At 61.9% G+C, this 25,572-nt stretch carries 23 protein-coding genes; 15 read left to right on the top strand and 8 right to left on the bottom strand.

Going from position 1 to position 25,572, the window contains the following annotated elements:
• Nucleotides 1-328: 328 nt before the first annotated feature.
• The gene (gene epsC / locus VRB54_RS01065; RefSeq protein WP_338479198.1) at nucleotides 329-1,255 is read right to left on the bottom strand and encodes a serine O-acetyltransferase EpsC; all 927 of its coding nucleotides are present in this window, start codon (nucleotides 1,253-1,255) and stop codon (nucleotides 329-331) included.
• Nucleotides 1,256-1,421: 166 nt separating this feature from the next.
• Between epsC and VRB54_RS01060 the strand changes: the two genes are divergently transcribed.
• The 14 genes from VRB54_RS01060 to VRB54_RS00995 all read left to right on the top strand — a co-directional run bounded on the left by VRB54_RS01060 (nucleotide 1,422) and on the right by VRB54_RS00995 (nucleotide 15,637).
• Nucleotides 1,422-2,417: a D-cysteine desulfhydrase gene (locus VRB54_RS01060; protein ID WP_338479197.1), complete on the top strand. Its 996-nt coding sequence runs from the start codon at nucleotides 1,422-1,424 to the stop codon at nucleotides 2,415-2,417.
• Between the two features lie 193 nt (nucleotides 2,418-2,610).
• Nucleotides 2,611-3,405: a cystine ABC transporter substrate-binding protein gene (tcyJ, locus tag VRB54_RS01055; protein WP_338479196.1), complete on the top strand. Its 795-nt coding sequence runs from the start codon at nucleotides 2,611-2,613 to the stop codon at nucleotides 3,403-3,405.
• Nucleotides 3,405-4,070: a cystine ABC transporter permease gene (gene tcyL / locus VRB54_RS01050; RefSeq protein WP_003236050.1), complete on the top strand. Its 666-nt coding sequence runs from the start codon at nucleotides 3,405-3,407 to the stop codon at nucleotides 4,068-4,070. The genes tcyJ and tcyL overlap by 1 nt, the downstream gene beginning before the upstream one ends.
• Before the next feature lie 3 nt (nucleotides 4,071-4,073).
• Nucleotides 4,074-4,820, top strand: a complete 747-nt coding sequence (gene tcyN / locus VRB54_RS01045) for an L-cystine ABC transporter ATP-binding protein TcyN (protein WP_338479195.1) — start codon at nucleotides 4,074-4,076, stop codon at nucleotides 4,818-4,820.
• Nucleotides 4,821-5,383: 563 nt separating this feature from the next.
• On the top strand, nucleotides 5,384-6,142 hold the full coding sequence (locus VRB54_RS01040; RefSeq protein ID WP_338479194.1) for a hypothetical protein: 759 nt from the start codon (nucleotides 5,384-5,386) through the stop codon (nucleotides 6,140-6,142).
• Nucleotides 6,143-6,382: 240 nt separating this feature from the next.
• Complete coding sequence (locus tag VRB54_RS01035; RefSeq protein ID WP_338481031.1) at nucleotides 6,383-7,588, top strand: SfnB family sulfur acquisition oxidoreductase; 1,206 nt, start codon at nucleotides 6,383-6,385, stop codon at nucleotides 7,586-7,588.
• Nucleotides 7,589-7,590: 2 nt separating this feature from the next.
• The gene (locus VRB54_RS01030) at nucleotides 7,591-8,784 is read left to right on the top strand and encodes an SfnB family sulfur acquisition oxidoreductase (protein WP_338479193.1); all 1,194 of its coding nucleotides are present in this window, start codon (nucleotides 7,591-7,593) and stop codon (nucleotides 8,782-8,784) included.
• Nucleotides 8,784-10,133: an LLM class flavin-dependent oxidoreductase gene (locus tag VRB54_RS01025; RefSeq protein WP_338479192.1), complete on the top strand. Its 1,350-nt coding sequence runs from the start codon at nucleotides 8,784-8,786 to the stop codon at nucleotides 10,131-10,133. The genes VRB54_RS01030 and VRB54_RS01025 overlap by 1 nt, the downstream gene beginning before the upstream one ends.
• A gap of 143 nt (nucleotides 10,134-10,276) precedes the next feature.
• Nucleotides 10,277-11,092: a MetQ/NlpA family ABC transporter substrate-binding protein gene (locus VRB54_RS01020; protein ID WP_338479191.1), complete on the top strand. Its 816-nt coding sequence runs from the start codon at nucleotides 10,277-10,279 to the stop codon at nucleotides 11,090-11,092.
• A complete protein-coding gene (locus tag VRB54_RS01015) occupies nucleotides 11,089-12,204 on the top strand; it encodes a methionine ABC transporter ATP-binding protein (RefSeq protein WP_338479190.1) in 1,116 nt (371 codons plus the stop codon). The genes VRB54_RS01020 and VRB54_RS01015 overlap by 4 nt, the downstream gene beginning before the upstream one ends.
• Nucleotides 12,194-12,838, top strand: coding sequence for a methionine ABC transporter permease (locus VRB54_RS01010; RefSeq protein WP_209987223.1), 645 nt, complete (start codon nucleotides 12,194-12,196; stop codon nucleotides 12,836-12,838). Before VRB54_RS01015 ends, VRB54_RS01010 begins: the two co-directional genes overlap by 11 nt.
• Before the next feature lie 150 nt (nucleotides 12,839-12,988).
• Entirely contained in the window at nucleotides 12,989-13,894 is a 906-nt protein-coding gene (locus VRB54_RS01005) for a hypothetical protein (protein ID WP_338479189.1), read from the top strand.
• 5 nt (nucleotides 13,895-13,899) lie between these two features.
• A complete protein-coding gene (locus tag VRB54_RS01000) occupies nucleotides 13,900-14,886 on the top strand; it encodes a hypothetical protein (RefSeq protein WP_338479188.1) in 987 nt (328 codons plus the stop codon).
• A 124-nt stretch (nucleotides 14,887-15,010) separates the two neighbouring features.
• Nucleotides 15,011-15,637: a class I SAM-dependent methyltransferase gene (locus VRB54_RS00995; protein ID WP_338479187.1), complete on the top strand. Its 627-nt coding sequence runs from the start codon at nucleotides 15,011-15,013 to the stop codon at nucleotides 15,635-15,637.
• 199 nt (nucleotides 15,638-15,836) lie between these two features.
• Here VRB54_RS00995 and VRB54_RS00990 read toward each other — a convergent pair whose 3' ends face one another.
• The 3 genes from VRB54_RS00990 to VRB54_RS00980 are packed head-to-tail and all read right to left on the bottom strand — an operon-like array spanning nucleotide 15,837 to nucleotide 21,048.
• Nucleotides 15,837-18,902: an efflux RND transporter permease subunit gene (locus tag VRB54_RS00990; RefSeq protein WP_338479186.1), complete on the bottom strand. Its 3,066-nt coding sequence runs from the start codon at nucleotides 18,900-18,902 to the stop codon at nucleotides 15,837-15,839.
• Nucleotides 18,899-19,969, bottom strand: coding sequence for an efflux RND transporter periplasmic adaptor subunit (locus VRB54_RS00985; protein ID WP_338479185.1), 1,071 nt, complete (start codon nucleotides 19,967-19,969; stop codon nucleotides 18,899-18,901). Before VRB54_RS00985 ends, VRB54_RS00990 begins: the two co-directional genes overlap by 4 nt.
• The gene (locus VRB54_RS00980; protein WP_338479184.1) at nucleotides 19,966-21,048 is read right to left on the bottom strand and encodes an efflux RND transporter periplasmic adaptor subunit; all 1,083 of its coding nucleotides are present in this window, start codon (nucleotides 21,046-21,048) and stop codon (nucleotides 19,966-19,968) included. Before VRB54_RS00980 ends, VRB54_RS00985 begins: the two co-directional genes overlap by 4 nt.
• Nucleotides 21,049-21,169: 121 nt before the next feature.
• Between VRB54_RS00980 and VRB54_RS00975 the strand changes: the two genes are divergently transcribed.
• Nucleotides 21,170-22,330, top strand: a complete 1,161-nt coding sequence (locus VRB54_RS00975) for an AAA family ATPase (RefSeq protein ID WP_338479183.1) — start codon at nucleotides 21,170-21,172, stop codon at nucleotides 22,328-22,330.
• 117 nt (nucleotides 22,331-22,447) lie between these two features.
• On the opposite strand, the gene VRB54_RS00970 is transcribed toward VRB54_RS00975, so the two are convergent.
• From VRB54_RS00970 to VRB54_RS00955, 4 genes are read right to left on the bottom strand one after another with little or no spacing between them, the layout of a single operon-like run.
• Nucleotides 22,448-23,299 carry a transporter substrate-binding domain-containing protein gene (locus VRB54_RS00970; protein ID WP_338479182.1) on the bottom strand — a complete coding sequence of 284 codons (852 nt, stop codon included), beginning with the start codon at nucleotides 23,297-23,299 and terminating at the stop codon, nucleotides 22,448-22,450.
• Nucleotides 23,296-24,072 carry an amino acid ABC transporter ATP-binding protein gene (locus VRB54_RS00965; protein WP_338479181.1) on the bottom strand — a complete coding sequence of 259 codons (777 nt, stop codon included), beginning with the start codon at nucleotides 24,070-24,072 and terminating at the stop codon, nucleotides 23,296-23,298. Before VRB54_RS00965 ends, VRB54_RS00970 begins: the two co-directional genes overlap by 4 nt.
• Complete coding sequence (locus tag VRB54_RS00960; protein ID WP_338479180.1) at nucleotides 24,069-24,728, bottom strand: amino acid ABC transporter permease; 660 nt, start codon at nucleotides 24,726-24,728, stop codon at nucleotides 24,069-24,071. The genes VRB54_RS00965 and VRB54_RS00960 overlap by 4 nt, the downstream gene beginning before the upstream one ends.
• Nucleotides 24,709-25,374 (bottom strand): amino acid ABC transporter permease, encoded by a 666-nt coding sequence (locus VRB54_RS00955; protein WP_338479179.1) that lies wholly within the window; start codon nucleotides 25,372-25,374, stop codon nucleotides 24,709-24,711. The genes VRB54_RS00960 and VRB54_RS00955 overlap by 20 nt, the downstream gene beginning before the upstream one ends.
• Between the last annotated feature and the right edge of the window lie 198 nt (nucleotides 25,375-25,572).

Below are 25,572 nucleotides of genomic sequence, written 5' to 3'. Positions count from 1 at the left end.
GGGGTGGACGATGCACTCATGAACGATGCACCCCGAGGGTTGGGTATGTGGCTGTAAATAACGGACTCAACAAAGGTAAGCCTCCTGTTGTGAGCGGGCAGCGAACCACCGGTTTAACTTGAACGAGCGTTCAATTTAAACATGAATAGGCGTTCGGGGACTAATCGCAGGGCCGAGTGGTAGACAACTCCTACATCAAGCCAAGGCTTTGTATGACGGATAAGGATCACAAAACGTTCAGCGATAAACAGCTCATGTGTGAGACGCGGATCAAACTGTGGGAGCTGGCTTGCCGGCTCCCATAATTGAAAGGTGTTCGGCGCTGGGGCTATTTTTGCGCCCCATCCTCATGCTGCAGATTGGCCTGAGTGATGTTCACCCCCGCCGGCACGCTGCGCGTCAGCCACACATTGCCGCCAATGGTCGAGCCCTTGCCGATGGTGATACGCCCCAGAATGGTCGCCCCGGCATAGATCACCACATCGTCCTCAACAATCGGATGCCGTGGATGACCCTTCTGCAATTGTCCGTCTTCGTCCGCCGGAAAGCGCTTGGCGCCCAGCGTCACCGCCTGGTAGATGCGCACGCGCTCACCGATGATCGCGGTTTCACCAATCACCACACCCGTGCCGTGATCGATAAAGAAGCTCGGGCCAATCTGCGCGCCGGGATGGATGTCGATGCCAGTGGCGGAGTGGGCGATTTCTGCGCTGATCCTTGCCAGCAACGGCAAGCCGGCGCGGTACAGGTGATGGGCCAGGCGATGGTGAATCACCGCCAGAATGCCGGGGTAGCACAGCAGCACTTCGTCGACGCTGCGCGCGGCCGGGTCGCCGTGATAGGCGGCCAGCACATCGGTGTCGAGCAGGCTGCGCAAGGATGGCAAGGCCAGGGCAAAACCCTGGATCAGACGGATGGCGTGGGCATCGATCTGGCTGTCGTCCTGCCCGCCCTGGCGCGCGGCATAACGAAGCTCCAGGCGCGCCTGGGCAAGCAAGGCGTTCAGCGCGACATCCAGGGTGTGGCCGACGTAGAAATCTTCACTTTCCTCACGCAGGTCCGCCGGCCCCAGGCGCATCGGAAACAGCGCCCCGCACAAGGCTTCGAGGATCTGCGCCACCGCCTCACGCGACGGCAGTTCACGCCCGCCATGCTCGCCGCTCAACCGGCCATTGCGCGTGCGCCACTGGTCGCGGGCGCTGCGCAGCTGGCTGACGATGGTCTGTAATTGCCAATGACTGGAACGCTCACTCACGGTCTTCACTCCTGACGTAATGGCCGCCACTTTACGATATGCACCCCGGCCGCCCTTAAGAACCAATGGTGTGATGCCAAGCACTATCGGCTATAAGCGATTGGCGGTTGCCTGCACAAAAGGGCCTGCCTATAGTCGGCCCATTCCTCAGCAACCGTGCGCAACCATGATCAAGCAACAGCTCGACCGCTTTAACCGCCTGGACCTGCTGGGCGGCGCCACCGCCCTGGAAAAACTCGAACGGCTGTCGACATGGCTGGGCCGCGACGTCTACGTCAAGCGCGACGACACCACGCCGCTGGCCATGGGCGGCAACAAACTGCGCAAGCTTGAATACCTCGCCGCCGATGCCATCGCCCAGGGCGCCGACACCCTCGTGACCGCCGGCGCCATCCAGTCCAACCACGTGCGCCAGACCGCTGCGCTGGCCGCCAGGCTCGGCCTGGGCTGCGTCGCGCTGTTGGAAAACCCCACCGGCACCGCAGACCCCAACTACCTCGGCAACGGCAACCGCCTGCTGCTCGAACTGTTCGACGCCAAGGTGGAGCGGGTGGAAAACCTCGATAACGTCGACGACCAGCTCAATGCACTCGCCGACCGCCTGCGCAGCAATGGCAAGAAACCGTACCTGGTGCCCATCGGCGGCTCCAACGCCCTGGGCGCGCTGGGCTATGTACGGGCCGGCCTGGAACTGGCCGCGCAGATCGACGCCAGCGGCATCGACTTCGCCGCCGTGGTGCTCGCTTCCGGCAGCGCTGGCACCCACAGCGGCCTGGCGTTGGCCTTGAGCGAAGCGTTGCCCCATCTGCCAGTGGTGGGTGTGACCGTGTCGCGCACCGACGAGGCCCAGCGCCCGAAAGTGCAGGGCCTGGCCGAACGCACCGCAGAGTTGCTGGGTGTGGCCCTGCCGGACGCGTTCAAGGTGATCCTGTGGGACGAATACTTCGGCCCGCGCTACGGCGAGCCGAATGCGGGCACTTTGTCGGCGATCAAACTTTTGGCCAGCCAGGAAGGTCTGTTGCTGGACCCGGTGTATACCGGCAAGGCCATGGCAGGCTTGCTGGACGGCATCGGACGCCAGCGGTTTGAGGACGGGCCGATTATCTTCCTGCATACCGGCGGGGCACCGGCGCTGTTTGCCTATGACTCCGTATTTAACTGAGTCCGTACGGACCCATGTGAGAGGGAGCAAGCCCCCTCCCACATTAAAATTTGCCATATTCAAAAATAGAATATCAGGCTTAATTTATATTATTTTCAAGTCTTAAAAACCGGCCTTATAGTCGCGTGCTTTAAGGCAGGATACGACCACTGCGTCACCTGCTTCGCTCACCATAAAAACACAGGGGCTCTTCATGACTATTTCTGCATTGCGTCGCACATTACTGGTTGGCACCTTGGGCCTGGCGCTGGGCGCCGGTCTGCTCGGCCAGGCCGTTGCCGGTGAGCAATTGAGCAACATCAAGAAGGCGGGCGAGATCAAGATCGGCCTGGAAGGTACCTACCCGCCGTTCAGTTTTGTCGATGAAAGCGGCAAGCTCACCGGTTTCGAGGTGGAGCTGTCCGAAGCCCTGGCCAAAGAGCTGGGCGTGAAGGTCAAGCTGCAGGCCACGCCCTGGGACGGCATCCTCGCCGCCCTCGAATCCAAACGCCTGGACGCCGTGGTCAACCAGGTGACCATCTCCGAAGAGCGCAGGAAAAAATACGATTTCTCCAAGCCCTACACCATTTCCGGTATCCAGGCGCTGGTGCTGAAGAAGAACGCCGGCGAGATCAAGACCGCCGACGACCTGGCCGGCAAGAAAGTCGGTGTGGGCCTGGGCACCAACTACGAACAATGGCTCAAGGACAACCAACCCAAAGCCATCATCAAAACTTACAACGATGACCCGACCAAGTTCCAGGACCTGCGCATCGGCCGCATCGACGCAATCCTGATCGACCGCCTGGCTGCGCTGGAATACGCCAAGAAAGCCCCGGACACTGCCGCTGCCGGCGATGCGTTTTCGCGCCAGGAGTCAGGCATTGCCCTGCGCAAAGGCGAGCCTGAACTGCTCGACGCCGTGAACACCGCCCTCGACAAGCTGCGCGCCGATGGCACCTTGAAAAAGCTGTCCGAGAAGTACTTCAACGCTGACGTCACTCAATAATGGAAGCAGGTTTCCAACTCGCGCTGGACTCGGCGCCCTTTCTGCTCAAGGGCGCGTACTACACGGTCATTCTCAGCCTGGGCGGGATGTTCTTCGGTTTGCTGCTGGGCTTCGGCCTGGCCTTGATGCGCCTCTCGCGCTTCAAGCTGCTCAGTTGGACCGCCCGCGTCTACGTGTCGTTCTTTCGCGGCACGCCCTTGCTGGTGCAGCTGTTTTTGATCTATTACGGCTTGCCGCAAGTGGGCATCGAGCTGGATCCGATTCCGGCAGCCATGATCGGCTTTTCGCTGAACATGGCCGCCTACGCCTGTGAAATCCTGCGCGCCGCCATTGCGTCCATCGAGCGGGGCCAGTGGGAAGCCGCTGCCAGCATCGGCATGACCCGCGCGCAGACCCTGCGCCGGGCCATTCTGCCGCAGGCGATGCGTACCGCCTTGCCGCCGTTGGGCAACAGCTTCATTTCGCTGGTCAAGGACACCGCGCTGGCCGCCACCATCCAGGTGCCCGAGCTGTTTCGCCAGGCGCAGCTGGTGTCGGCGCGTACCTTCGAAATCTTCACCATGTACCTGTCCGCTGCGCTGATCTACTGGATACTGGCCAGCATCCTGGCGCATTTTCAGAATCGCCTGGAAGACCGGGTCAACCGGCATGACCTGGAGTCTTGAAGCATGATCGTGGTTGAAAAGCTGACCAAACAATTCAACGGTCAGGTGGTGCTCAACGGCATCGACCTTGAGGTCAAGGCCGGCGAAGTCGTGGCCATCATCGGCCCCAGCGGTTCGGGCAAGACCACCTTCCTGCGCTGCCTGAATTTCCTCGAAGAACCCACCAGCGGCCGCATCAAGGTGGGCGACGTCGAGATCGACGGCAGCAAACCGCTCAACCAGCAACAGGGCCTGGTGCGACGTCTGCGTCAGCACGTGGGTTTCGTGTTCCAGAACTTCAACCTGTTCCCCCATCGCACGGCGCTGGAAAACGTCATCGAAGGCCCCATCGTGGTCAAGAAGATGCCACGCGAAGCCGCCACCGAGCTGGGTCGCAAGCTGCTGGCCAAAGTCGGCCTGGCGGGCAAGGAAGACGCCTACCCACGGCGCCTGTCCGGCGGTCAGCAACAGCGCGTGGCAATTGCACGGGCGCTGGCCATGGAGCCGGAGGTGATTCTGTTCGACGAACCCACCTCGGCCCTCGACCCCGAACTGGTGGGTGAAGTGCTGGCGACCATTCGCAGCCTCGCCGAAGAAAACCGCACCCTGGTCATCGTCACCCACGAAATGAGCTTTGCTCGCGATGTAGCCAACCGGGTGATCTTCTTCGACAAGGGCGTCATCGTCGAACAGGGCGAAGCCAGGGCGCTGTTTGCCAACCCCAGGGAAGAACGTACCCGCCAGTTCCTGAGCAAATTCCTCGCCCACTGACACGCTCAGGCAATCCCCTCCCTATGGCAAGCGGGTTTGTTATGGCAAGCGGGCTTTCTGTGGCGAGCGGGCTTGCCCGCGTTGGGGTGCGAAGCGCCCCCAATCAAGCAAAACGCGGTGTACCTGATACGGCTCAGCGCCTGGTTTTGGGCTGCTGCGCCGCCCAACGCAGGACAAGCCTGCTCGCCACAGGGAATCTGCGCACGGCGTTACTACGCAGAGCAAGGGAACGATCAATTTGGCCGCTCAATCCTTAATTGGGGCAAGCCCGCTCGCCACATTGGCGCAGCCTCCCACCCTACAGCGCTTCTACATTCCTCTCGGTAAAACACCCCGCCTCATCCACGCAAAAATCCCCCTGCCGGTCAGACCCTTCTGAATCTGCACCGCCCCGCCGTTTAGCCTTTTGCCGCCATTGACTGACCTTGGCCAACCCTCTTATCTAACGTCCAGAGGATTGGATCCTATCCCGGCTATTTACTGAATCGTTCCTTTCGGCCCGCTTGCGCACCCGCGCCAATGGCTCGGAACGAGCGCTGCTGGCTGCATCAAGGAGATGACTTATGACGCGCACTGCAACCCCGGCCATGCTGACCGCCCCAACCCTGCCCCAGGCCCTTGGAAACGGCATCAATGCCCACGCCGCCGCCCACTTGCAGGTCGATATCGCCCCCTACCCCGGCATGGAGGAAGGTGACCTGATCGAGCTGTTCTGGAACAACTGCTTCGCTGCCTCACGACGGATAACCGCGTGCCGCATCGGCCAGCCGACCCACCTGCGTATCCCGCAAAGTTTCGTGCTCGATGGCCCCGCGCGCGTGCATTACCAGGTCATGCAGATCGGCCACGGCCCGGCGCGCTCGGTCACCACCCAGGTACGCGTCAAAACCGACTGCCCGGGCGGACAGCCGCCCAACCTGTACAGCGACGAAAACCAGAACCTTGCCCCGGTCGGCCTGCCCGAGACGATCCGGCGCCAGGGTATCAACAGCCATCAGGTGCAACGCGGCATTCCCTTGACCATTGAGCCCTATCCGAACATGAGCAGCGGCGATGCGATCACCCTGCGCTGGGGTGATGTGCGCATGGACTTGCCAAAAATCAGCGCCAGGGGCGTCGGCCTGGCCGTACAGGTGTGGGTGCCGTCGGGCGTGATTGCTGAAGGCGGCGATGACTGCCGGCTGGAGGTGACCTACTGCGTGCTGGACCGCGTCGGCAATAATTCGCGTTGGGCACCCACCCGCACCCTGCGCATTGCCCCGCTGCTGCCCACCCGCCCGGCGACAGCCACGCCGGTCTACCAACCCCGTCCGCTCGGCTAACCCTGCAAACCTGGGTGATCGCCCTTCTATGCATATTCCCAAAAGTTAGTTTATTTAAATATTTAACACGCTTAGGGTATATGCACCGGACCACCGGACATTCCTGATTTTTCTGTTTTTATTTCATTGAATGCGAGGTCGGTATGAGCAAAATTACCCCGGTGCATAACGCCAGGGCATTACGTGCAGCCAAGGAGCGGCGCTGATGTCTAACTTGGCTGCAACACCCCCCAAAGTGATCTGGACGAAGCCCCCCTGCTGTTGCCGGCCGCCGTGCTGCGCAACGATGCAGAGGCGCTGAGCGCCGCCCACACGCTGGCTCAAGCGGCGCGCCTGCACGCCGCCAAGCGTGACCAGCAACGCAAGTTACCCTGGGCGCAGCTCGAGCAGTTCACCCGCAGCGGTCTGGGCAGTATTTCCATCCCCCGCGAATATGGCGGCCCCCAAGTGTCCTTCGTGACCCTGGCCGAGGTGTTTGCCATCATCAGCGCGGCGGACCCGGCCCTCGGGCAGATCCCACAGAACCATTTTGGCATCCTGCACCTGGTGCAGGGCACCGCCACCGAACGCCAGAAAAAGCAGTTGTTCCAGAGCGTCCTCGACGGCTGGCGCATCGGTAATGGCGGCCCGGAACGCGGCACCAAAAACACCCTTGAACTCAAGGCACGCATCACCGCCAGGGGCGACGGCTACGTAGTCAGCGGGCAGAAGTTCTACTCCACCGGCGCGCTGTTTGCGCACTGGGTCGCGATCAAGGCGCTGAACGATGACGGCAAACAGGTCCTGGCGTTCGTGCGCCGTGGCAGCGAAGGGCTGCGCATCGTCGATGACTGGTCCGGCTTTGGCCAGCGTACCACCGCCAGCGGCACCGTATTGCTGGACGAGGTGGCAGTGGACGCCGAGCTGGTCATCGACAACTGGCGCATCGGCGAAAGCCCGAATATCCAGGGCGCGGTCTCGCAACTGATCCAGGCCGCCATCGATGCCGGCATCGCTCGGGGTGCGCTCGACGACACCCTCGCCTTCGTGCGCGAACGGTCGCGGCCGTGGATCGACGCCAAGGTCGAACGCGCCAGTGACGACCTGTACGTGATCGCCGATATCGGCAAGCTGAAGATCGAGCTGCATGCGGCCGAAGCGCTGCTGCGCAAGGCCGGCCGGGTACTGGATGACGTCAGCGGCGCACCGATCACCGCGCAGTCCGCGGCACGCGCGTCCATCGCGGTGGCCGAGGCCAAGGTGATTACCACCGAAGTGGCGTTGCTGGTCAGCGAAAAGCTCTTCGAACTGGCCGGTAGCCGCGCGACGCTGGCCGAATTCAACCTCGACCGCCACTGGCGCAACGCCCGGGTGCACACCCTGCACGACCCGGTGCGCTGGAAGTACCACGCCGTCGGCGCCTATCGCTTGAACGGCACCCTGCCGGCTCGCCATTCCTGGATTTGACCATGACCCTTTCTCATCACGTCGCGGTCATCACCAGCGACGAGCACGCCCTGATTATCGCCAGCGACCTGGCCGAAGACTTTCGCCGCGACAGCGCCCTGCGCGACCGCGAACGCCGCTTGCCGCTGCCCGAGCTGGATGCATTCTCGCGCTCGGGCCTGTGGGGCATCAGCGTGCCCCGCGAATACGGCGGCGCAGGCGTGTCCAACGTCACCCTGGCCAAGGTTATCGCGCTGATCGCCCAGGCCGATGCCTCCCTGGGCCAGATTCCGCAAAACCACTTCTATGCGCTGCAAGTGCTGCGCGTAAATGGCAGCCCCGAGCAGCAACAACGCCTGTACGCCGAGGTGCTGGCCGGCCAGCGCTTTGGCAATGCGCTGGCGGAACTGGGCACCAGAACCGCCCATGACCGCGTCACCCGGCTCACCCGTGACGGCGACGGATTCCGTATTACCGGCCGCAAGTTTTACGCAACCGGCGCAATTTACGCCCAGCGCATCCCCACCTCGGTGGTGGATGAACGCGGCGTGCAACAATTGGCCTTTGTGCCGCGTGACAGCCAGGGCCTCAGCGTGATCGACGACTGGAGCGGCTTTGGCCAGCGCACCACCGGCAGCGGCTCGGTGGTGTTCGATAACGTGTGGGTCGCGGCCCGTGACGTCATTCCTTTCCAGAGCGCCTTCGAACGCCCGACCACCGTCGGCCCGCTGGCGCAGATCCTTCACGCCGCCATCGACACCGGCATCGCCCGCGCCGCCTTTGAAGATGCACTGCACTTTGTGCGCACCAGGACGCGCCCGTGGATCGACGCCGGCAACGACAAGGCCAGCGAAGACCCACTGACCTTGAAGAGCTTCGGCCACCTGAGCATCCGCCTGCACGCGGCCGAGGCGCTGCTTGAACGGGCCGGCGAATTCCTCGACCGCGCCCAGGTCGACAGCAATGCCGAGACGGTTGCCGCCGCCTCGATTGCGGTGGCCGAAGCGCGTGCCCTGAGCACGGAGATTTCCCTGGCCGCCGGCAGCACCCTGTTCGAACTTGCCGGCAGCCAGGCCACCCTGGCCGAGCATGGCCTGGACCGTCACTGGCGCAACGCGCGGGTGCACACCCTGCATGACCCGGTGCGCTGGAAGTATCACGCAGTGGGCAATTACTACCTCAACGACGAAAACCCGCCGCTGCGGGGGACCCTCTGATGGCGAAGAAAAAGATCCTGCTCAATGCCTTCAACATGAACTGCATCGGGCATATCAACCACGGCCTGTGGACCCACCCACGGGACACCTCCACCCAGTACAAAACCATTGAGTACTGGACCGACCTGGCAAAAACCCTGGAGCGCGGTCTGTTCGACGGCTTGTTCATCGCCGATATCGTCGGCGTGTACGACGTCTATCAGAATTCCATCGACGTGCCGCTCAAGGAGTCGATCCAGCTTCCGGTCAACGATCCGTTGCTGCTGGTATCGGCCATGGCGGCGGTCACCCGAAACCTCGGCTTCGGCCTCACCGCCAACCTCACCTACGAGCCGCCGTACCTGTTCGCCCGGCGCATGTCGACGCTGGATCACCTGAGCCGTGGCCGCGTGGGCTGGAACATCGTCACCGGCTACCTCGACAGCGCGGCCAAGGCCATGGGCCTGACTGAGCAGGTCGAGCATGACCGGCGTTACGACCAGGCCGACGAATACCTGCAGGTGCTCTACAAACTGTGGGAAGGCAGCTGGGAAGACGACGCCGTGCTCAACGATCCGGCGCAACGGATCTACGCGCAGCCGGGCAAGGTGCACAAGGTCGAGCACCACGGCGAGTTCTACCAGGTGGAGGGCTATCACCTGTGCGAGCCGTCGCCGCAGCGCACGCCGGTGCTGTTCCAGGCCGGCAGTTCGGATCGCGGCCTGCTGTTCGCCGGGCGCCACGCCGAATGCGTGTTCATCAGCGGCCAGACCAGGGCCGCGACCAAAGTGCAGGTGGACAAGGTGCGCACCAGTGCCGTGAAGGCCGGGCGCAACGCGCACGACATCAAGGTGTTCATGGGCCTCAATGTGATCGTCGGCGCCACCGAGGAGCTGGCCTGGGCCAAACACGCCGAGTACCTGAGCCACGCCAGCGCAGAGGCCGGCGTGGCGCATTTCGCCGCGTCCACCGCGATCGATTTTGCCGCCTACGAACTGGACGAACCGATCCAGTACGTGAAGAGCAACGCCATCCAGTCGGCCACCAAAAACCTGCAGAACAACGACTGGACCCGGCGCAAGTTACTGGAGCAGCACGCCCTGGGCGGTCGCTACATCACCCTGGTGGGCTCGCCTGAACAGGTCGCCGATGAGCTGGAATTGTGGATCAGCGAAACCGGGCTGGATGGTTTCAACCTGACGCGCATTGTGACGCCGGAGAGCTATGTGGACTTTATCGACCTGGTGATACCGGAACTGCAAAAGCGCGGTTCGTACAAGACCGAATACGAGACGGGAACGCTGCGCGAAAAAGTGTTCGGCACCGCGCTGCTGCCAGCGCAACACACCGGCTCCACCTACCGCCATTGAATTGGAAATGTGGGAGGGGCTTGCTCCCGATAGCGGAGTGTCAGTGAACCCATCCTGTGACTGACCCACCGCCATCGGGAGCAAGCCCCTCCCACAGTGGAACTTCATTGTTTGCACCTGCACCTCATGACTGGAAACCGACCATGAAAAAAACACTGCTCTCCCACCCAGTCAAAGCACTGGCCCTGACACTCGGTTTGTTCAGCTCGGCGATATTCGCTGCCGATGCGCCACTGAAAGTCGGCACCACTGCCGCTTTCGCCATTCCACTGGAAGCCGCCGTCGCCGAAGCCGGCAAGCAGGGCCTGAAAGTCGAGCTGGTGGAATTCACCGACTGGATCGCGCCCAACGTCAGCCTGGCCGCCGGCGATATCGACGTGAACTACTTCCAGCACATCCCCTTCCTGGAAAACGCCAAGGCCGCTGCAGGTTTTGACCTGGTGCCGTACGCGCCAGGGATCATCAACAACGTCGGGCTGTATTCAAAGAAATACAAAAGCATCAACGACCTGCCGCAAGGTGCCAGCGTGGCGATTGCCAACGACCCGATCAACAGCGGACGTGGCCTGCAACTGCTGGCCAAGGCCGGGCTGATCACTCTCAAGCCGGGCGTAGGTTACAAGGCCACCGAAGAAGACATCGTCAGCAACCCGAAAAAGCTGAAGATCCTGCAAGTGGAAGCGGTGCAACTGGTGCGCGCCTATGACGACGCCGACCTGGTGCAGGGCTACCCGGCATATATCCGTCTGTCAAAGACCTTCGATGCCGAGTCGGCGTTGCTGTTCGACGGCCTGGACCATCCGGAATATGTGATCCAGTTCGTGATCCAGCCCAAGAGCAAAACCGACCCGCGCGTGATCAAGTTCGTCGACATTTACCAACACTCGCCGGTGGTGCGCGCCGCCCTGGATAAATCCCTCGGCACGCTCTACCAGGTAGGCTGGGAAGGTAAAAAATGAGCGCCGCCAATGCCCGACTTCGCGACCTGGACACACCGCCCAGGGACGCCGAACAGACCCCCCTGCATCCTGAACTGAACCGCGCCCATGTGCGATTCATCAACCTGGGCAAGACCTACGACGGCACGGTGCAGGCCCTGCACGGCATCGACCTGGCGATCCAGCGCGGTGAAGTGTTCGGCATCATCGGTCGCAGCGGCGCCGGTAAATCCTCGCTGATTCGCACCATCAACCGCCTTGAACAGCCCAGCAGCGGACGCGTGCTGATCGACCAGGTGGATATCGGCGACTTCGACGAAGACCGCCTGGTGGCGCTGCGCAGGCGCATCGGCATGATCTTTCAGCACTTCAACCTGATGTCGGCCAAGACCGTGTGGCAGAACGTCGAATTGCCACTCAAAGTGGCGGGCATCCCCAGGCCGCAGCGCGAGCAAAAGGTGCGCGAGCTGCTCGAACTGGTGGGTTTGCAGGACAAGCACAAGGCCTACCCGGCGCAACTCTCCGGCGGGCAAAAGCAGCGCGTGGGCATCGCCCGTTCGCTGGTGCACGACCCCCAGATTCTGCTGTGCGACGAGGCCACCTCGGCCCTCGACCCGGAAACCACCCAGTCGATCCTCGCCCTGCTGCGTGAGATCAACCGGCGCCTGGGCCTGACCATCGTGCTGATCACCCACGAAATGGCGGTGATCCGCGACATCTGCGACCGCGTGGTGGTGCTCGAACACGGCAAAATCGTCGAGCAAGGCCCGGTGTGGCAAGTGTTCGGCAACCCGCAACATGCGGTGAGCCAGACCCTGCTGGCACCCTTGCAGCATGACTTGGCGCCGGAGCTGCAAAGCCGCCTGCAGCCGACGCGGGTAGCGGCTGACGCGGCCGTGGTGCTGCGCTTGCAGTTCACCGGCAGCGCCACCGACGAACCGGACCTGGTCGCGCTGTTCAGCGCCCTCGGCGGGCGCGTGCGCTTGCTTCAGGGCGGCGTGGAACGGATCCAGGGCCATGCCCTGGGGCAATTGCTGCTGGCGGTGAATGGCTCGGCCCATAGCGCCGAAGAACTACGCAACCGCGCCGCGAACTGGGCGCAACAGGTGGAGGTGCTGGGCTATGTGGTTTGATCGTTTGGTGCAGGGTGCCATCGACACCTTGTTGATGGTCGGCGTGTCGTCGCTGATCGCATTACTGGTGGGCATTCCGCTGGCGGTATTCCTGGTGACCAGCGACAAGGGCGGCATCTATCAGGCCCCGGCGTTGAACCGCGTGCTGGGCGCGTTCGTCAATCTGTTCCGCTCGATTCCTTTTCTGATCCTGATGGTGGCGTTGATCCCCTTCACCCGCCTGATCGTGGGCACCACCTACGGCGTCTGGGCGGCCGTGGTGCCGCTGACCATCGCCGCCACGCCATTCTTTGCCCGCATCGCTGAAGTGAGTCTGCGTGAGGTCGATCACGGCCTGATCGAAGCCGCACAGGCCATGGGTTGCCGGCGCTGGCATATCATCCGGCATGTGCTGTTGCCGGAGGCGCTGCCAGGCATCGTCGGCGGGTTCACGATTACCCTGGTGACGATGATCAACTCATCGGCCATGGCCGGGGCGATTGGCGCCGGTGGCCTGGGTGACATTGCCTACCGCTACGGGTATCAGCGCTTTGACACGCAGATCATGCTGACCGTGATTGTGCTGCTGGTGGTGCTGGTGGCGGTGATTCAGTTGGGTGGGGACCGGTTGGCGCGGGTGCTCAACAAGCGCTGAGCAGCAACGGCCTGCATTGCTTTTTTGGGCGATACAACCACTCGTCGCCACTGTCAATTCTGACAGTAGATTCAATTAACCCCACAAGCGCTTCATTCACCTTGCCCGTTGCGCAGCCAGTGCGCGACTCAACCCAGCAAGGTGATGGTTATGACCACTCCAACTCAACTACTCCCCACGCCGCCCTATTCGGTCTATCCCGCCAAATCGTTAATCGCTACCCCATACCCGGAAAACGCGGATTGGGGCCTGGGCCGACGCGAGACGGACCCCAATGCCCTGTTCACCTTCGAGAGTTGGCAGGCGGCCGTCCCAAACGACAGCTTCGCGCTCTACTGGGGCAATTCGACTCTGCCTGTGGCTCAGGACATCGTCACGACGATTGCCAATCGCTATAACCTGTCGATCCCCGGTACAAAAATTCCCGAGGGCGAATACGATGTCGTCGGCGAAGTTACGCGCGCTGCCAGCGGACAAGTGGCGGCTTCATTTCCTGAAAACTATCTGGTCAAGATCCAACGTCCCGGCGGCGAAACTTACGACGTTTCGGAGAAATTCCACAGGGGTTTGCACATGACGATTGACGGGGTTGCGTATGGCTCGGTCATTAATCAGGCCAATACCAGCGCCGGGCTGTGGTGCCTGATCAAACCGTACGAAAACATTCGCAAGAACGACACCATCACAGTCGGCTATGGCGCATCCACCATCGACTATATTGTCAGTCCCGCCGACGCTGCGGGGCGTGGGCCGATTCGCGTCTTTATCAGCCCGCAGGTAATCCAGCGGGGCAATCAGCTCGGTCCTGTAGGCGTGGAGTTTAAGGTGCGCGACGTGGTGAATAATGTCTCCGGGGGCGACTACCCGTATTCCAAGTCTTACATTCTGGAGAGTGAACTGGACGTTACGCTGCTCAGGCCGCCGATCTTCCTGCTCAACGCTGTCGACACTTCCATGGTTGACCTCAACCAGCCCGGTGCGCAGCGCTACGAAGCGCGGGCCACGTTGCCTATAGACCCTCTGGCCCCCACCCCCCTAACCAGATCGTACTGGTAGTGACGGTGACGCAGAAAACCCAATCCGGCGAGTCCTCCCGAACCGTGCGCTTGCCTGCCGTTGCCGACACGAACCTGGGAGAGGAAACCCTTGCTATCCCCAACGACCTCATCGCCTCAGTGACGGACGGCACCCTGCGCATGTTTTTTGAGTCGCAGTCCGCTGATGGCACGCTGCTCAATCGCTCGGGCAGTACGGTGGTGAGAGTAACGGGTACCGCTGCCCTGATCCTCCCCGCGCCAGCGTTCGAAAACAAACCCGGGCCTCAGACGATCGCACCGGAGATCTACCCGAACGGCGCTGTTGTAGCAGTGAAGTACCAGGGCATGAACAGTAACCAGGTCATCCGTCTCAACTGGACCTTTGCCAATGGCTCCGGCGCCGTTGTTCCGGTGCAGTCGGGCAACGCCAGCGGTACTGTCCTCTTCCAGATCACCCCGCAACTTATCGCCCAAAGCATGGGCCAGGTTGTCAATTTGACTTACGAGGTGACGGTGGCGGCCAAAACGTCGGTGTCGGACAGCCAGCAACTGAAGGTTCAAGGTAAAGAACTGGTCAACGACACCAGTACGTTTGGCGACGGTTCCTATGGCGGCTGGGAGCGGGGCATCGCGGGAGTGGATCCACGAAATCTGAAATTTGTAGGCGATAACGGAAAACTGATCTTATTCAACAATACGTTTAATAATCAATCAGCCGGTATCTTGCTTAAAAAGCACTTCACGAACCTTCGTGCAGGCAACACCTATGTATTCCGTGTGCAAGTCAGTCGGTGGAGCCAGGATTTCGCATATCCGATTGCTGTTCTGCAAACGAGCCAGGGCGAGAAGACCACTCCACTGACGATTACGACGCAGTACCCCTACTTTCAGGCACTGTCCCTGTCTTTTGTCGCTCAGAGTAACGAAATTGACCTGATGTATGTCAGCGAACAGGCAACAGGCGTCGGCAATGATTACGTCCTGCGCAACTTTGTGGTGGAACGAACCTAGCTTTCAGCGTGACAACACGTCGATGCATTTGAGCGGAACAGCCGCTGAGGCTGTTCCGTTTTTTATTGATGGCGACGCCGTGGCGTATAGTCACGCTTCCAGCCATCACGCCGAAGCCCCAACCGTGAAACTTGCCCCCGACGACCTCGACCAGATCACCTCCACCACCCTGGGCCACTACAACCAGGTGGCCGAGGATTTTCGCGAAGGCACCCGCGACCACGATGTGAGCCAGAATATCGATGCGCTGCTGCGCCATATCCAGGGCGATGCGCCCTTTACGGTGCTGGATTTCGGCTGCGGGCCGGGGCGCGACCTGCAGACGTTCACGCACATGGGCCATGTCGCCGTCGACCTGGACGGTTCCGAGCGCTTTGCGCAGATGGCACGCCAGGACAGTGGCTGCGAGGTCTACCAGCAGGATTTCCTCAAGCTCGACCTGCCCGCCGCACGCTTCGACGGGATCTTCGCCAATGCGGTGCTGTTTCATATCCCCAAGCAGGAATTGCCACGCGTACTCAAGCAATTGCATGGCGCGCTGAAACCGGGCGGTGTGTTGTTCAGCTCCAATCCGCGCGGGGACAACCGTGAAGGCTGGAATGGACCGCGCTATGGTTCCTATCACGACCTGGAGGCATGGCAGTCGTTGCTGACCACTGCCGGGTTTGTGGAGCTGGAACATTACTACCGCCCGGCCGGGCTACCTCGCGATCAGCAACCGTGGCTGGCGAGCGTCTGGCGCAAACCTTAAGACCACCCCTCCCACATTGGGTTGCCCATATGGTTTGAGGTCAGCGTTGCTTCATGGTCGTGGAATCCAGGATAAACACTGGCTGCAAACTCTCCGCCGATTGAAACTGTGGGAGGGGGCTTGCTCCCGATGGCGGTGGATCAGCCAATAGTCGGGTGGCTGACCCACTGCTATCGGGAGCAAGCCCCCTCCCACATTTTTAACCGCGTTTTTCCTGCTGGTCCTGCTTCGGCTCACGAATCTTGTACCAGGCCACATACAGCGCCGGCAGAAACAGCAGCGTCAGCAGCGTGGCGATGATAATCCCGCCAATCATCGCGTAAGCCATCGGCCCCCAGAACACTTCCCGCGCAATCGGGATCATGCCCAGGCTGGCTGCCGCAGCGGTGAGCAGGATCGGCCGGCGCCGGTGCTCGGTGGCTTCCACCACTGCATCCCATGGCGTGTAGCCGGCCACTTCGTACTCGTGAATCTGCGTCACCAGAATCACCGAGTTGCGGATAATAATGCCGATCAGCGCCAGGATGCCGAGGATCGCCACAAAGCCCATGGGCGTGCCGGTGGGGATCAACGCCAGCACCACGCCGATCAGCCCCAAAGGTGCCACGCTGGCCACCAGGAACATCTTCTGCACGCTGTGCAACTGAATCATCAGGAAGGTCGCCATCAGGAACAGCATCAGCGGCACCACGCGGGCAATCGGGCCCTGGGCCTTGCCGCTTTCTTCCACGGTGCCGCCGGTGGCGACCTTGTAGCCCACCGGCAGACCGGCGCTGAATTTGTCGATCTCGGGTTTGAGCTGCTTGACCAGGTCGGTCGGCTGTATCTCATCGCGAACCGACGCCTTGACCGTGATGGTCGGCTTGCGGTCGCGGCGCCACACCAGCGGCTGCTCCAACTCGTAGCGCACGGTGGCGAACGCCAGCAACGGAATCGAGGTGCCGTTAGGCGTGACAATCTGCAGGTTCTGCAGGGTTTCCGGCGTGCCGCGTTCGGCGTCTTCGGCGCGACCGACCACGTTGATCAGGTAGATGTCGTCGTGTACCTGGGTCACCGAGGCACCGCTGACCACGCTGTTCATCAACTGCGCCACGTCTTCCGACGACAGCCCCAGTTGCCGCGCCTTGTCCTGGGCAATGTCGACGCGCAGCACTTTACCCGGCTCGTTCCAGTCGTAGATGATCTCGCCCAGGTGATCGTTCTGGTCAAGCAGGGTTGCCAGTTCAATGGCGTGCTTGCGCACCTGGTCGGTGTCGTTGCCCGACACGCGATACTGCACCGGCCGCCCTACCGGCGGGCCCATTTCCAGCGGCTGCACATAGCTGCCGATGCCGACAAAGTCATCGCGCAGGCGCTTTTGCAGACGCGCGATCAACGCGCCACGTTCTTCCAGGCCTTTGCTGACAATCACCAACTGCGCGTAGTACGGATTTTCCAGTTGCTGGTCGAGGGGCAGGTAGAAACGGATCGCGCCCTGCCCGATGTAGGTGCTCCAGCGCGCGATATCCGGGTCGTCCTTGATGATCGCTTCAAGGCGGTCGACGGTCTTGCGGGTTTCGTTGATCGAGGCGTTTTGCGGCAGGTTCAGGTCGACGAGCACTTCCGGGCGGTCCGACGACGGGAAAAACTGGTTCTGCACGAACTGCATGGAAAACACCGACGCCACGAACAGCCCCACGGTGATGCCGATGGCCCACCAGCGATTACGCATCGCCCACAGCATGCCGCCGTTGAAGGCGCGACCTATGCGCCCCGGCTCACCGTTGTGCGGTTTCACATTGGCGCTGAGGATATGCACGCCGATCACCGGCGCAAACAGCACCGCCACCACCCACGACACCAGCATGGCCACGGCAATCACCGCGAACAACGTGAAGGTGTACTCCCCCGCCGAACTCGCGTTGAGGCCGATGGGCACAAAACCGGCCACAGTCACCAGCGTACCGGTGAGCATCGGGAAGGCGGTGGAGGTGTAGGCGTAGGTCGCCGCCTGCTCCTTGGTTTCGCCTTTTTCCAGGCGCGTGATCATCATTTCCACAGTGATCATCGCGTCGTCCACCAGCAGGCCAAGGGCGATGATCAGCGCGCCCAGAGACACGCGCTGCATGGTGATGCCGCTGTATTCCATGAACACGAACACCAGCGCCAGCACCAGCGGAATCGAACACGCCACCACCAGGCCCGCGCGCATGCCCAGGCTGATGAAGCTCACCACCAGCACGATGATCACCGCTTCGAACAACGCGCTGGTGAAACCGCCGACGGCTTCTTCCACTACCTCAGCCTGGTCGGACACCTTGTGCACGCCCACGCCCACCGGCAGGTCGGCCGTCAGCTCGTCCATGCGCGTGTGCAGCGCCTTGCCGAACGACTGGATATTGCCGCCTTTCTGCATGGCAATCGCCAGGCCGATTGCCGGTTTACCGTTGAAGCGGAACATCGGCCGCGCGGGGTCGACGTAGCCACGGCTGATCTCGGCGATATCGGCCAAACGGTAGAAGCGGTCATTGAGGCGCAGGTTGACGTTGGCCAGGTCCTTCTCCGAGGCGAACTGCCCGGAGGTGCGCACGGAAATCCGCTCCGGCCCGGCCTCGATCACCCCGGCGGGGGTCACCGCGTTCTGCGATTGCAGGCTTTGCACCACCTGGCGCTGGTCAATCCCGAGGGCGGCCAGTTTGCGCGTGGAAAAATTGAGGTAGATCACTTCGTCCTGCTGGCCGATCATCTCGACCTTGCCCAGCCCCGGCACCGAACGGATTTCGGCACGCACCTGCTCCACATAGTCGCGCAGCTGGCGCATCGACAGGCCGTCGCCGGTAAAGGCATACACCGAACCGAACACGTCACCGAACTCGTCGTTGAACGAAGGCCCCTGCAAGCCCTGGGGGAAGCTGCCGCGAATGTCGTCGATCTTCTTGCGCACCTGGTACCAGGTGTCCGGGATGTCTTTGGCGCTGGTGGTGTCCTTGAGGAACACGAACACCGTGGACTCGCCCGGCCGCGTGTAGCTTTTCACGTAGTCGAGGGCATCGAGCTCTTCGAGTTTTTTCTCGATGCGGTCGGTGACCTGCTTGAGGGTTTCTTCCTGGGTCGCGCCTGGCCAACGGGTCTGGATCACCATGGTCTTGATGGTGAACGAAGGGTCTTCCTCACGCCCCAGGTTCATGTACGAGAACACGCCCATCAGCAGCGCGACGAACATCAGGTACCAGACGAAGGACTGATGCTTGAGGGCCCAGTCAGATAAGTTGAAGCTGCGTTTCATCGCGGGCTGTCCTTGTCGATTTTGACTTTCTGCCCGGGTTTCAGGCTGTTCACGCCGGCAGTGACGATGCGCTCGCCGGGCTTGACCCCGCCCTTGAGCAAGACGCTGTCGCTGTCACGGCTGAGCACCGTGACGTCGCGCGGCTGCACCGTCTGGCTCCGGGTATCGAGCAGCCAGATGCGGGTGGTGCCGTCGACCTCCTGCAAGGCGCTCAGGGGCAGCTCGATACGCGGCGCAATGGCGCTGCTCAAGGTGACGCTGATCGCCGTGCCCAGGCGAAAGGCGGGCGGTGTCTCGGCCAGGGTCAGGCGCGCGCGACGGGTGCGCGTAGCGCTTTGGGCCTGGGGTTCGATCTCGCGCACGATGGCGGTGGTGTTGACGCCGGGGTCGAGCTGCCCCGCCACAACAAACACCACGTCCGCCGGCAGACGCTCGGCGAGGCCCGCCGGCAGGTCGATCACCGCTTCCTTGATGTCCGGGCGGGCCAGGGTCACCACTTGCTGGCCGGCCGTCACCACCTGGCCAGCCTCGGCGTTCCAGGCGGTGACGATACCGGCGTGGTCGGTGCGCAGTTCGGCGTAGTTGAGCTGGTCCCTGGCCTGGTTGACCGAGGCCTGGGCTTGCTCAAGGGTGGCGCGGGTGGTTTTCAGGTCGGTCTGGGCCACGTCCAACTGGGCCTGGGCGCCAACGCCGCGGTTGAACAGTTCCTGCTGCCGACGGGCGTTGGCCTGGGCGTTGATGTATTGCGCCTGCACGCGGGCGAGATCGCCCTGGGCGGCGCGCAGCTGGTTTTGCTGATCGGTGGGGTCGAGCACGGCGAGCAGGGCGCCCTTCTCCACTTCGGCGCCCACATCCACGGCACGCCGCGCAATGCGGCCGGGCACGCGAAAGCCGAGGTTGCTTTCATAGCGGGCCTGGATGGTACCGGCGAAGCGGCCGAAGGTTTCCTGGTCTTCAGCCTTCACTTGCATCGACAGCACCGGGCGCACCGGCTCGGGCGGCGCTTCTTCCCTGGAACAGGCCGTCAGCAACAGGCTGGCGGCCAGCAGAGCGGTCAGGCGCTTCATGGCTGCGCTCCTGGCTGGGCGATCTCGACAAGCATGCCGGGATGCAGCAACTGCCCGCCCGCCACCACGACTTTTTCGCCGCCCTTGAGGCCGTCACCGATGATCACTTTACCGGTGAGGTAGCGCGCCACGCTGACCTTGTGCAACTGCGCCTTGCCGTCGCCGTCCACCAGCCATACGGCGGGGTCGTTGATGTCTTTGGTCAGGGCCGACCAGGGCAGCTCGACACTGGGCGCGGCCTTGCCCTTGGCGGTCGCGCTCACCACCGAACCCAGTTGCATGCCCTTGGGCAGGCTTTGCAAGGCAATCTTGACCTGCACCGTGCCGGTATTGGCAGCAACTGCCGGGGTGACTTCACGCACTTTGCCCACTGCCTGAATGCTCGGGTTGTCGAGCAGGCTCACGGTGATCGGCGTCTGTGGCGCCGGCTGCCCCAGCAGCGACTCATAGACGTTGAACACTGCATCGCGCTCGCCATCGGTGGCCAGGCTGAAAATCGGCATGGTGGCCTGCACCACCTGGCCCACCTCGACCTGGCGCGCGGTGATCACACCGGGAGCGTCGGCAATCAGCGCGGTGTAGCCCAGTTGTTCGCGGGCGTTGGCCAACTGCGCCTGGGCGGCGGCCAATGCACTTTGGCTGCTGCGCAAGGCGGCCTGGGCCGAATCGTATTCACTGCGGCTGGTGTAGCCCTTGGGCAGCAGTTTTTCCTGGCGCACGAAGGCGGCGGCGGTCTGCTTGACCCGCGCCTGCTCGGCGACCACCTGAGCCTGGGCCGAATCGACATTGGTCTGCAGATCCTTGGGATCAAGCCGGGCCAGCACTTGTTTAGCCGTGACGCGATCGCCCACATCGACCATGCGCTGGATGATCTTGCCGCCGACGCGAAAGGACAGGTCGGTCTGTACACGAGCCTGGATATCACCGGTGAGGGTCACCGCTGCGGCGAAATCCGCAGGCGCGACGGTTTGCACAAAGACCCGGGAGTGCTGCTTGGGCTCGGCGTTTTCTTCACTACAGCCGCTCAATAGCGCCAGTAGGCCAAATCCGAAAATACAGGTGGAAATACGACCGCCCATGCAGGCTCCTTTTGCGTGATGCCGACTTGCCAGTGTGTATGCGACTGTGAGCGTAGTTCAGGGTTCCTTATCTGCATGGAGGCTTACATACTCCGATGGTTCCCACGCCGAATGAATACCCATGCTCAAGACCCTCGCGGTGGCCAATTACCGCTCGATCAATAAATTGGTGGTGCCGCTTGATCGCTTGAACCTGATCACCGGGGCCAATGGCAGCGGCAAATCCAACCTCTATCGAGCCTTGCGCCTGCTGGCCGAAACCGCTCAGGGCGGGGTGATCAATGCACTGGCCCGCGAGGGTGGGCTGGATTCCACATTCTGGGCCGGGCCGGAGACTATCAGCCGGCGCATGCGCAATGGCGAGGTGGCGGTCGAGCCCAGCGTGCGCCAGGGCGTCAAACGCCTACGCCTGGGATTTGCTGCCGAGGACTTCAGCTATGCCATCTCGTTAGGGCTGCCTGAACCCAGCGCGTCGTATTTCTCGCTGGATCCGCAAGTGAAAAAGGAATGCATCTGGGCTGGGCATATTTACCGCCCGGCCAGCCTGCTGGTGCAGCGTTCCGGGCCAATGGTGCGCGCCCGTGACGGCCGCGCCTGGGATGTGCTGGCCCAGCACACGCCAAATTACCAGAGCCTGTTCGATCAGGTCGGTAATTTGCGCGGCTCGCCGGAGGTATTGCTGCTGCGCGAGAGTATTCGCGGCTGGCGCTTTTATGATCACTTTCGCAGTGACGTGGATGCACCGGTACGCCAGCCGCAACTGGGCACCCGGACGCCGGTACTGCATCACGACGGGCGCGATCTGGCGGCCGCGTTGCAGACCATTCGCGAGATCGGCGACCCCGAGGCGTTGCAGCACGCGATCAGTGATGCATTTCCCGGTGCGCGGCTGAATATCGAGCCGTTACAGGGTGGACGCTTCGCCATCGAGTTTTATCAGGAAGGGTTGCTGCGGCCATTGTCGGCGGCTGAGTTGTCCGACGGCACCTTGCGCTATTTGCTGCTGATCGCCGCGCTGCTGACACCCAGGCCGCCCAGCATGATGGTGCTGAACGAGCCGGAGACCAGCCTGCACCCGGATTTGCTACCGGCGTTGGCGCGCCTGATCATCCAGGCATCGCAGCAGTGCCAGGTATGGGTGGTGTCCCATGCCAGCCGGTTGATTGCCGCACTGGAGCAGGATGAGGGGTGTAACTCTATTGTGCTGGAGAAGGTGATGGGGCAGACGCAAATTGTCGGGCAAGGGATGCTGGATGCACCGGCGTGGCATTGGCCGGAGTAGTCTTGGCCTGTACCGGCCTTATCGGGGGCAAGCCCCCTCCCACACTGGACCGAGTTGAACGCGACCCAATGTGGGAGGGGGCTTGCCCCCGATGAGGCCATGACCATCAATGAATAATCAGCCCTGCCACTTGCCGCCTTCGACAATCACACTTTCAGGCTTGGTGTCATCGCTCAATTCCTTGCGCACATATTGGTCGTACAGCTTGAGCAAAAACTTCTCCTCGCCCAGCTTGGCCAGCTCCACATTCACCCAGTCACGCAGTTCGATATTGCCCTTCTTCACCGCTGGCGCAATCGGCGCTTCATCGCCCAGTTTCTCGTCCAGGACGCGATAGCCCGGGTTCTGCTTGGCCCAGCTGAACAGCACCAGGTTGTCCTGGGCATACGCATCGCCACGCCCGGCCGACAGCGCTTGCAGCGACTCGGAGTTTTTCTCGAACTTGAGCAGTTTCCAGTCCGGGTGGTTTTTGGTCAGCCAGATATCGGCGGTGGTGCCGGTGGTGACGATGGTGGTGCGGCTGGCTAGGTCATCCAGCGTTTTCACCGAGCTGCCCTGGGGCACCAGGGCCTGCACCGCCACTTTGAGGTTGGGGTTGGTGAAGTCCACCGCTTCCTTGCGCTCCGGGGTCACGGTCATGTTGGCGAGGATCAGGTCGACCTTGTCGCTTTGCAGGAACGGAATCCGGCTGGCGGGCTCGACGGCAACGAACTCGACTTTGTTTTCATCGCCCAGCAGGTCCTTGGCGAATTGGCGGCCGATGTCGGTATCAAAGCCCACATAGCGGCCGGCTTCATCCACGAAACCGAACGGCGGCTTGTCGGTGAAGACGCCGACGATCAGCTTGTCGCGCGCCTTGATCTTGTCGATGGCGCTTACAGCGGCAGCCGGTTTGTCGGGTGTTTCGGTCTTCTTGTCGCAGCCGGCAAGCAGTGCGAGGGCAAACAGTGGCAGCAGTAATTTTTTCATGGCAGCGCAGGTTCCCTGGTTTTTTTGGGCAGTGTTGAAACAAAGGAGAACTTCTCCAGGAACTGCTGCGCGCGTGCGGTCTGCGGGTTCGTAAAGAATGCCTCGGGGGTGTTGTGTTCGAGGATGCGACCGGCCTCCATGAACACCACGCGGTCGGCGACGGCGCGGGCGAAGGCCATTTCGTGGGTGACAATCAGCAGGGTCATGCCATCGCGCGCCAGGTCCTGGATTACTTCCAGCACCTCCTTGACCATCTCCGGGTCGAGGGCGGCGGTGACTTCGTCAAACAGCATCACCTGGGGGTTCATGCACAACGAGCGGACGATGGCGATGCGTTGCTGCTGGCCGCCGGAGAGCTGGCGCGGATAGGCGTCGCGCTTGTCGGCCAGGCCCACCCGTTCCAGCAGTTGCTCGGCCTGGGCACGGGCCTCGCCGGGCTGGCGTTTTTGCACTTTCAGCGGACCAAGCAGGATGTTGTCGAGCACGCTCATGTGCGGGAACAGGTGATAGCTCTGGAACACCATGCCGACGTCCTGGCGCACCTGGCGCCAATCGGTGGTTTTATCCAGCAGTTCTTTTCCTGCAAAACGCAGGCTGCCGCTGTGGGCGACTTCCAGACCGTTGAGGCAGCGCAGCAAGGTGCTTTTGCCGCAGCCACTGGGGCCGAGGATCACCACCACTTCGCCGCTGTGCACGCGCAGGTCGATGCCCTTGAGCACCTGCGCCTCGCCGAAGAATTTGTTGAAACCCTGGAACTCGATCAATGCTCTCATGCGTGGGCCCAGCGCCGTTCCAGCACCTTGGAGGCGGCCGACAACGGGTAGCAGATAAGGAAGAAAAACAGGAACAGCGCGCCGTAGATCAACACCGACTCATAGGTGCGCTCGATGATTTGCTGGCCGACCTTGATCACGTCCACCACGCCGATCAGTACGGACAGGGAACTGGTCTTAATCAGGCGCGTGTAGACGTTGATGGTCGGCGGTGTCATGCGTTTGAGCGCCTGGGGCAGCAGCACGTAGCCGTAAAGCTGGGTATCGGACAAGCCAATCGACAAGCCCGCCTCACGCTGGCCGCGCGGCAACGAATGCAACGCACCGCGCACCACTTCGCCCACCTCGCTGGCGCCCCATAGCGACAGCACCAGCACCGCACACCAGAAGCTTGGAATGCTCAGGCCGAAGAAAATCGGCAAACCAAAAAACAGCAGGTACAGCCACACCAGCACCGGGATCGCGCGAAACAGCTCCAGGTACACCCGCAGCACCGCGTTGATCAGCGTGTTGTTCAAGGTACGCAGCACGCCATAGAGCACGCCCCCGACAGTGCTGAAGGCGATGCTCAACAACGAAATCGACAGGGTTTGCGCGGCGCCCTTGCCCAGTTGCGGCAACGACACCCACAACAATTCAAGACCCGAACTGGCCATGCTGGAGCCTCCTTTCCAGGCGGCTGAGCAACAGCGACAGCGGCAGGAACAACAGCACACAAATCAGCGTCAGCACGGCGAGCATTTCGTAGGTTTTGTAGTAGAGGGCGATGTAGCTCTTGGTGGTGTAGAGAATCTCCGGCACCGCCACGGCCGAGACCACGGTGGTCTCCTTGAGCAGGAAGATGAAGTTGGCGAACAGCGCCGGCAGGCTGAGGATCCCCGCCTGAGGCAGGATCACATGGCGCAGCAGTTGCCAGTCGGACAGGCCGATGGACTTGCCCGACTCGATCTGCGCCAGCGGCACCGCCTCCACACCGGCGCGCAGCACTTCGGTGAGGTAAGCGCCGCCGAGGAACGTCATGGTGATGATTGCCGCCCAGAACCCGGAGATGTTCACACCCAGGGCCGGCAACGCGAAGTACACGAAAAACAGCTGGATCAGCAGCGGCGTGTTGCGCGCCAGCTCCACATACCACGCAACCAGGCGCGCCAGATACGGCGTGCGAAACACCAGCAGCGCGGCGTTGATCAGCGCTACCAGCAGGGAAGTGGCAATGGCGATCAGGCCCACTTGCAACGTCACGCCCACGGCTTTGAGAAACGTTGGCAGGGTGCCGAGAATAAAAGTGAAATCGAAGGTCATCAGCGAGCGCAGTCCATTCCGGCGCGGGTGACGCCGGGTAGCGCGAACTTTAAAGGTATAAAAATAAAAATTTAAATACCTAAAAAGCATATTCATATCTCTCGAAACACTGAACCCCCCAAAGGTGGGAGCAACTGTCCTGATGGCCCGGATGAAGACCCCTCCCACAGTTTTGATTGGGTCTTAAACAAAAAAACG

The organism is Pseudomonas trivialis (assembly GCF_036864995.1).
Classification (GTDB): domain Bacteria; phylum Pseudomonadota; class Gammaproteobacteria; order Pseudomonadales; family Pseudomonadaceae; genus Aquipseudomonas; species Aquipseudomonas trivialis.
Note: the sequence above shows the minus strand (reverse complement) of the source record. Positions and strands in the feature narration are given on the sequence as shown.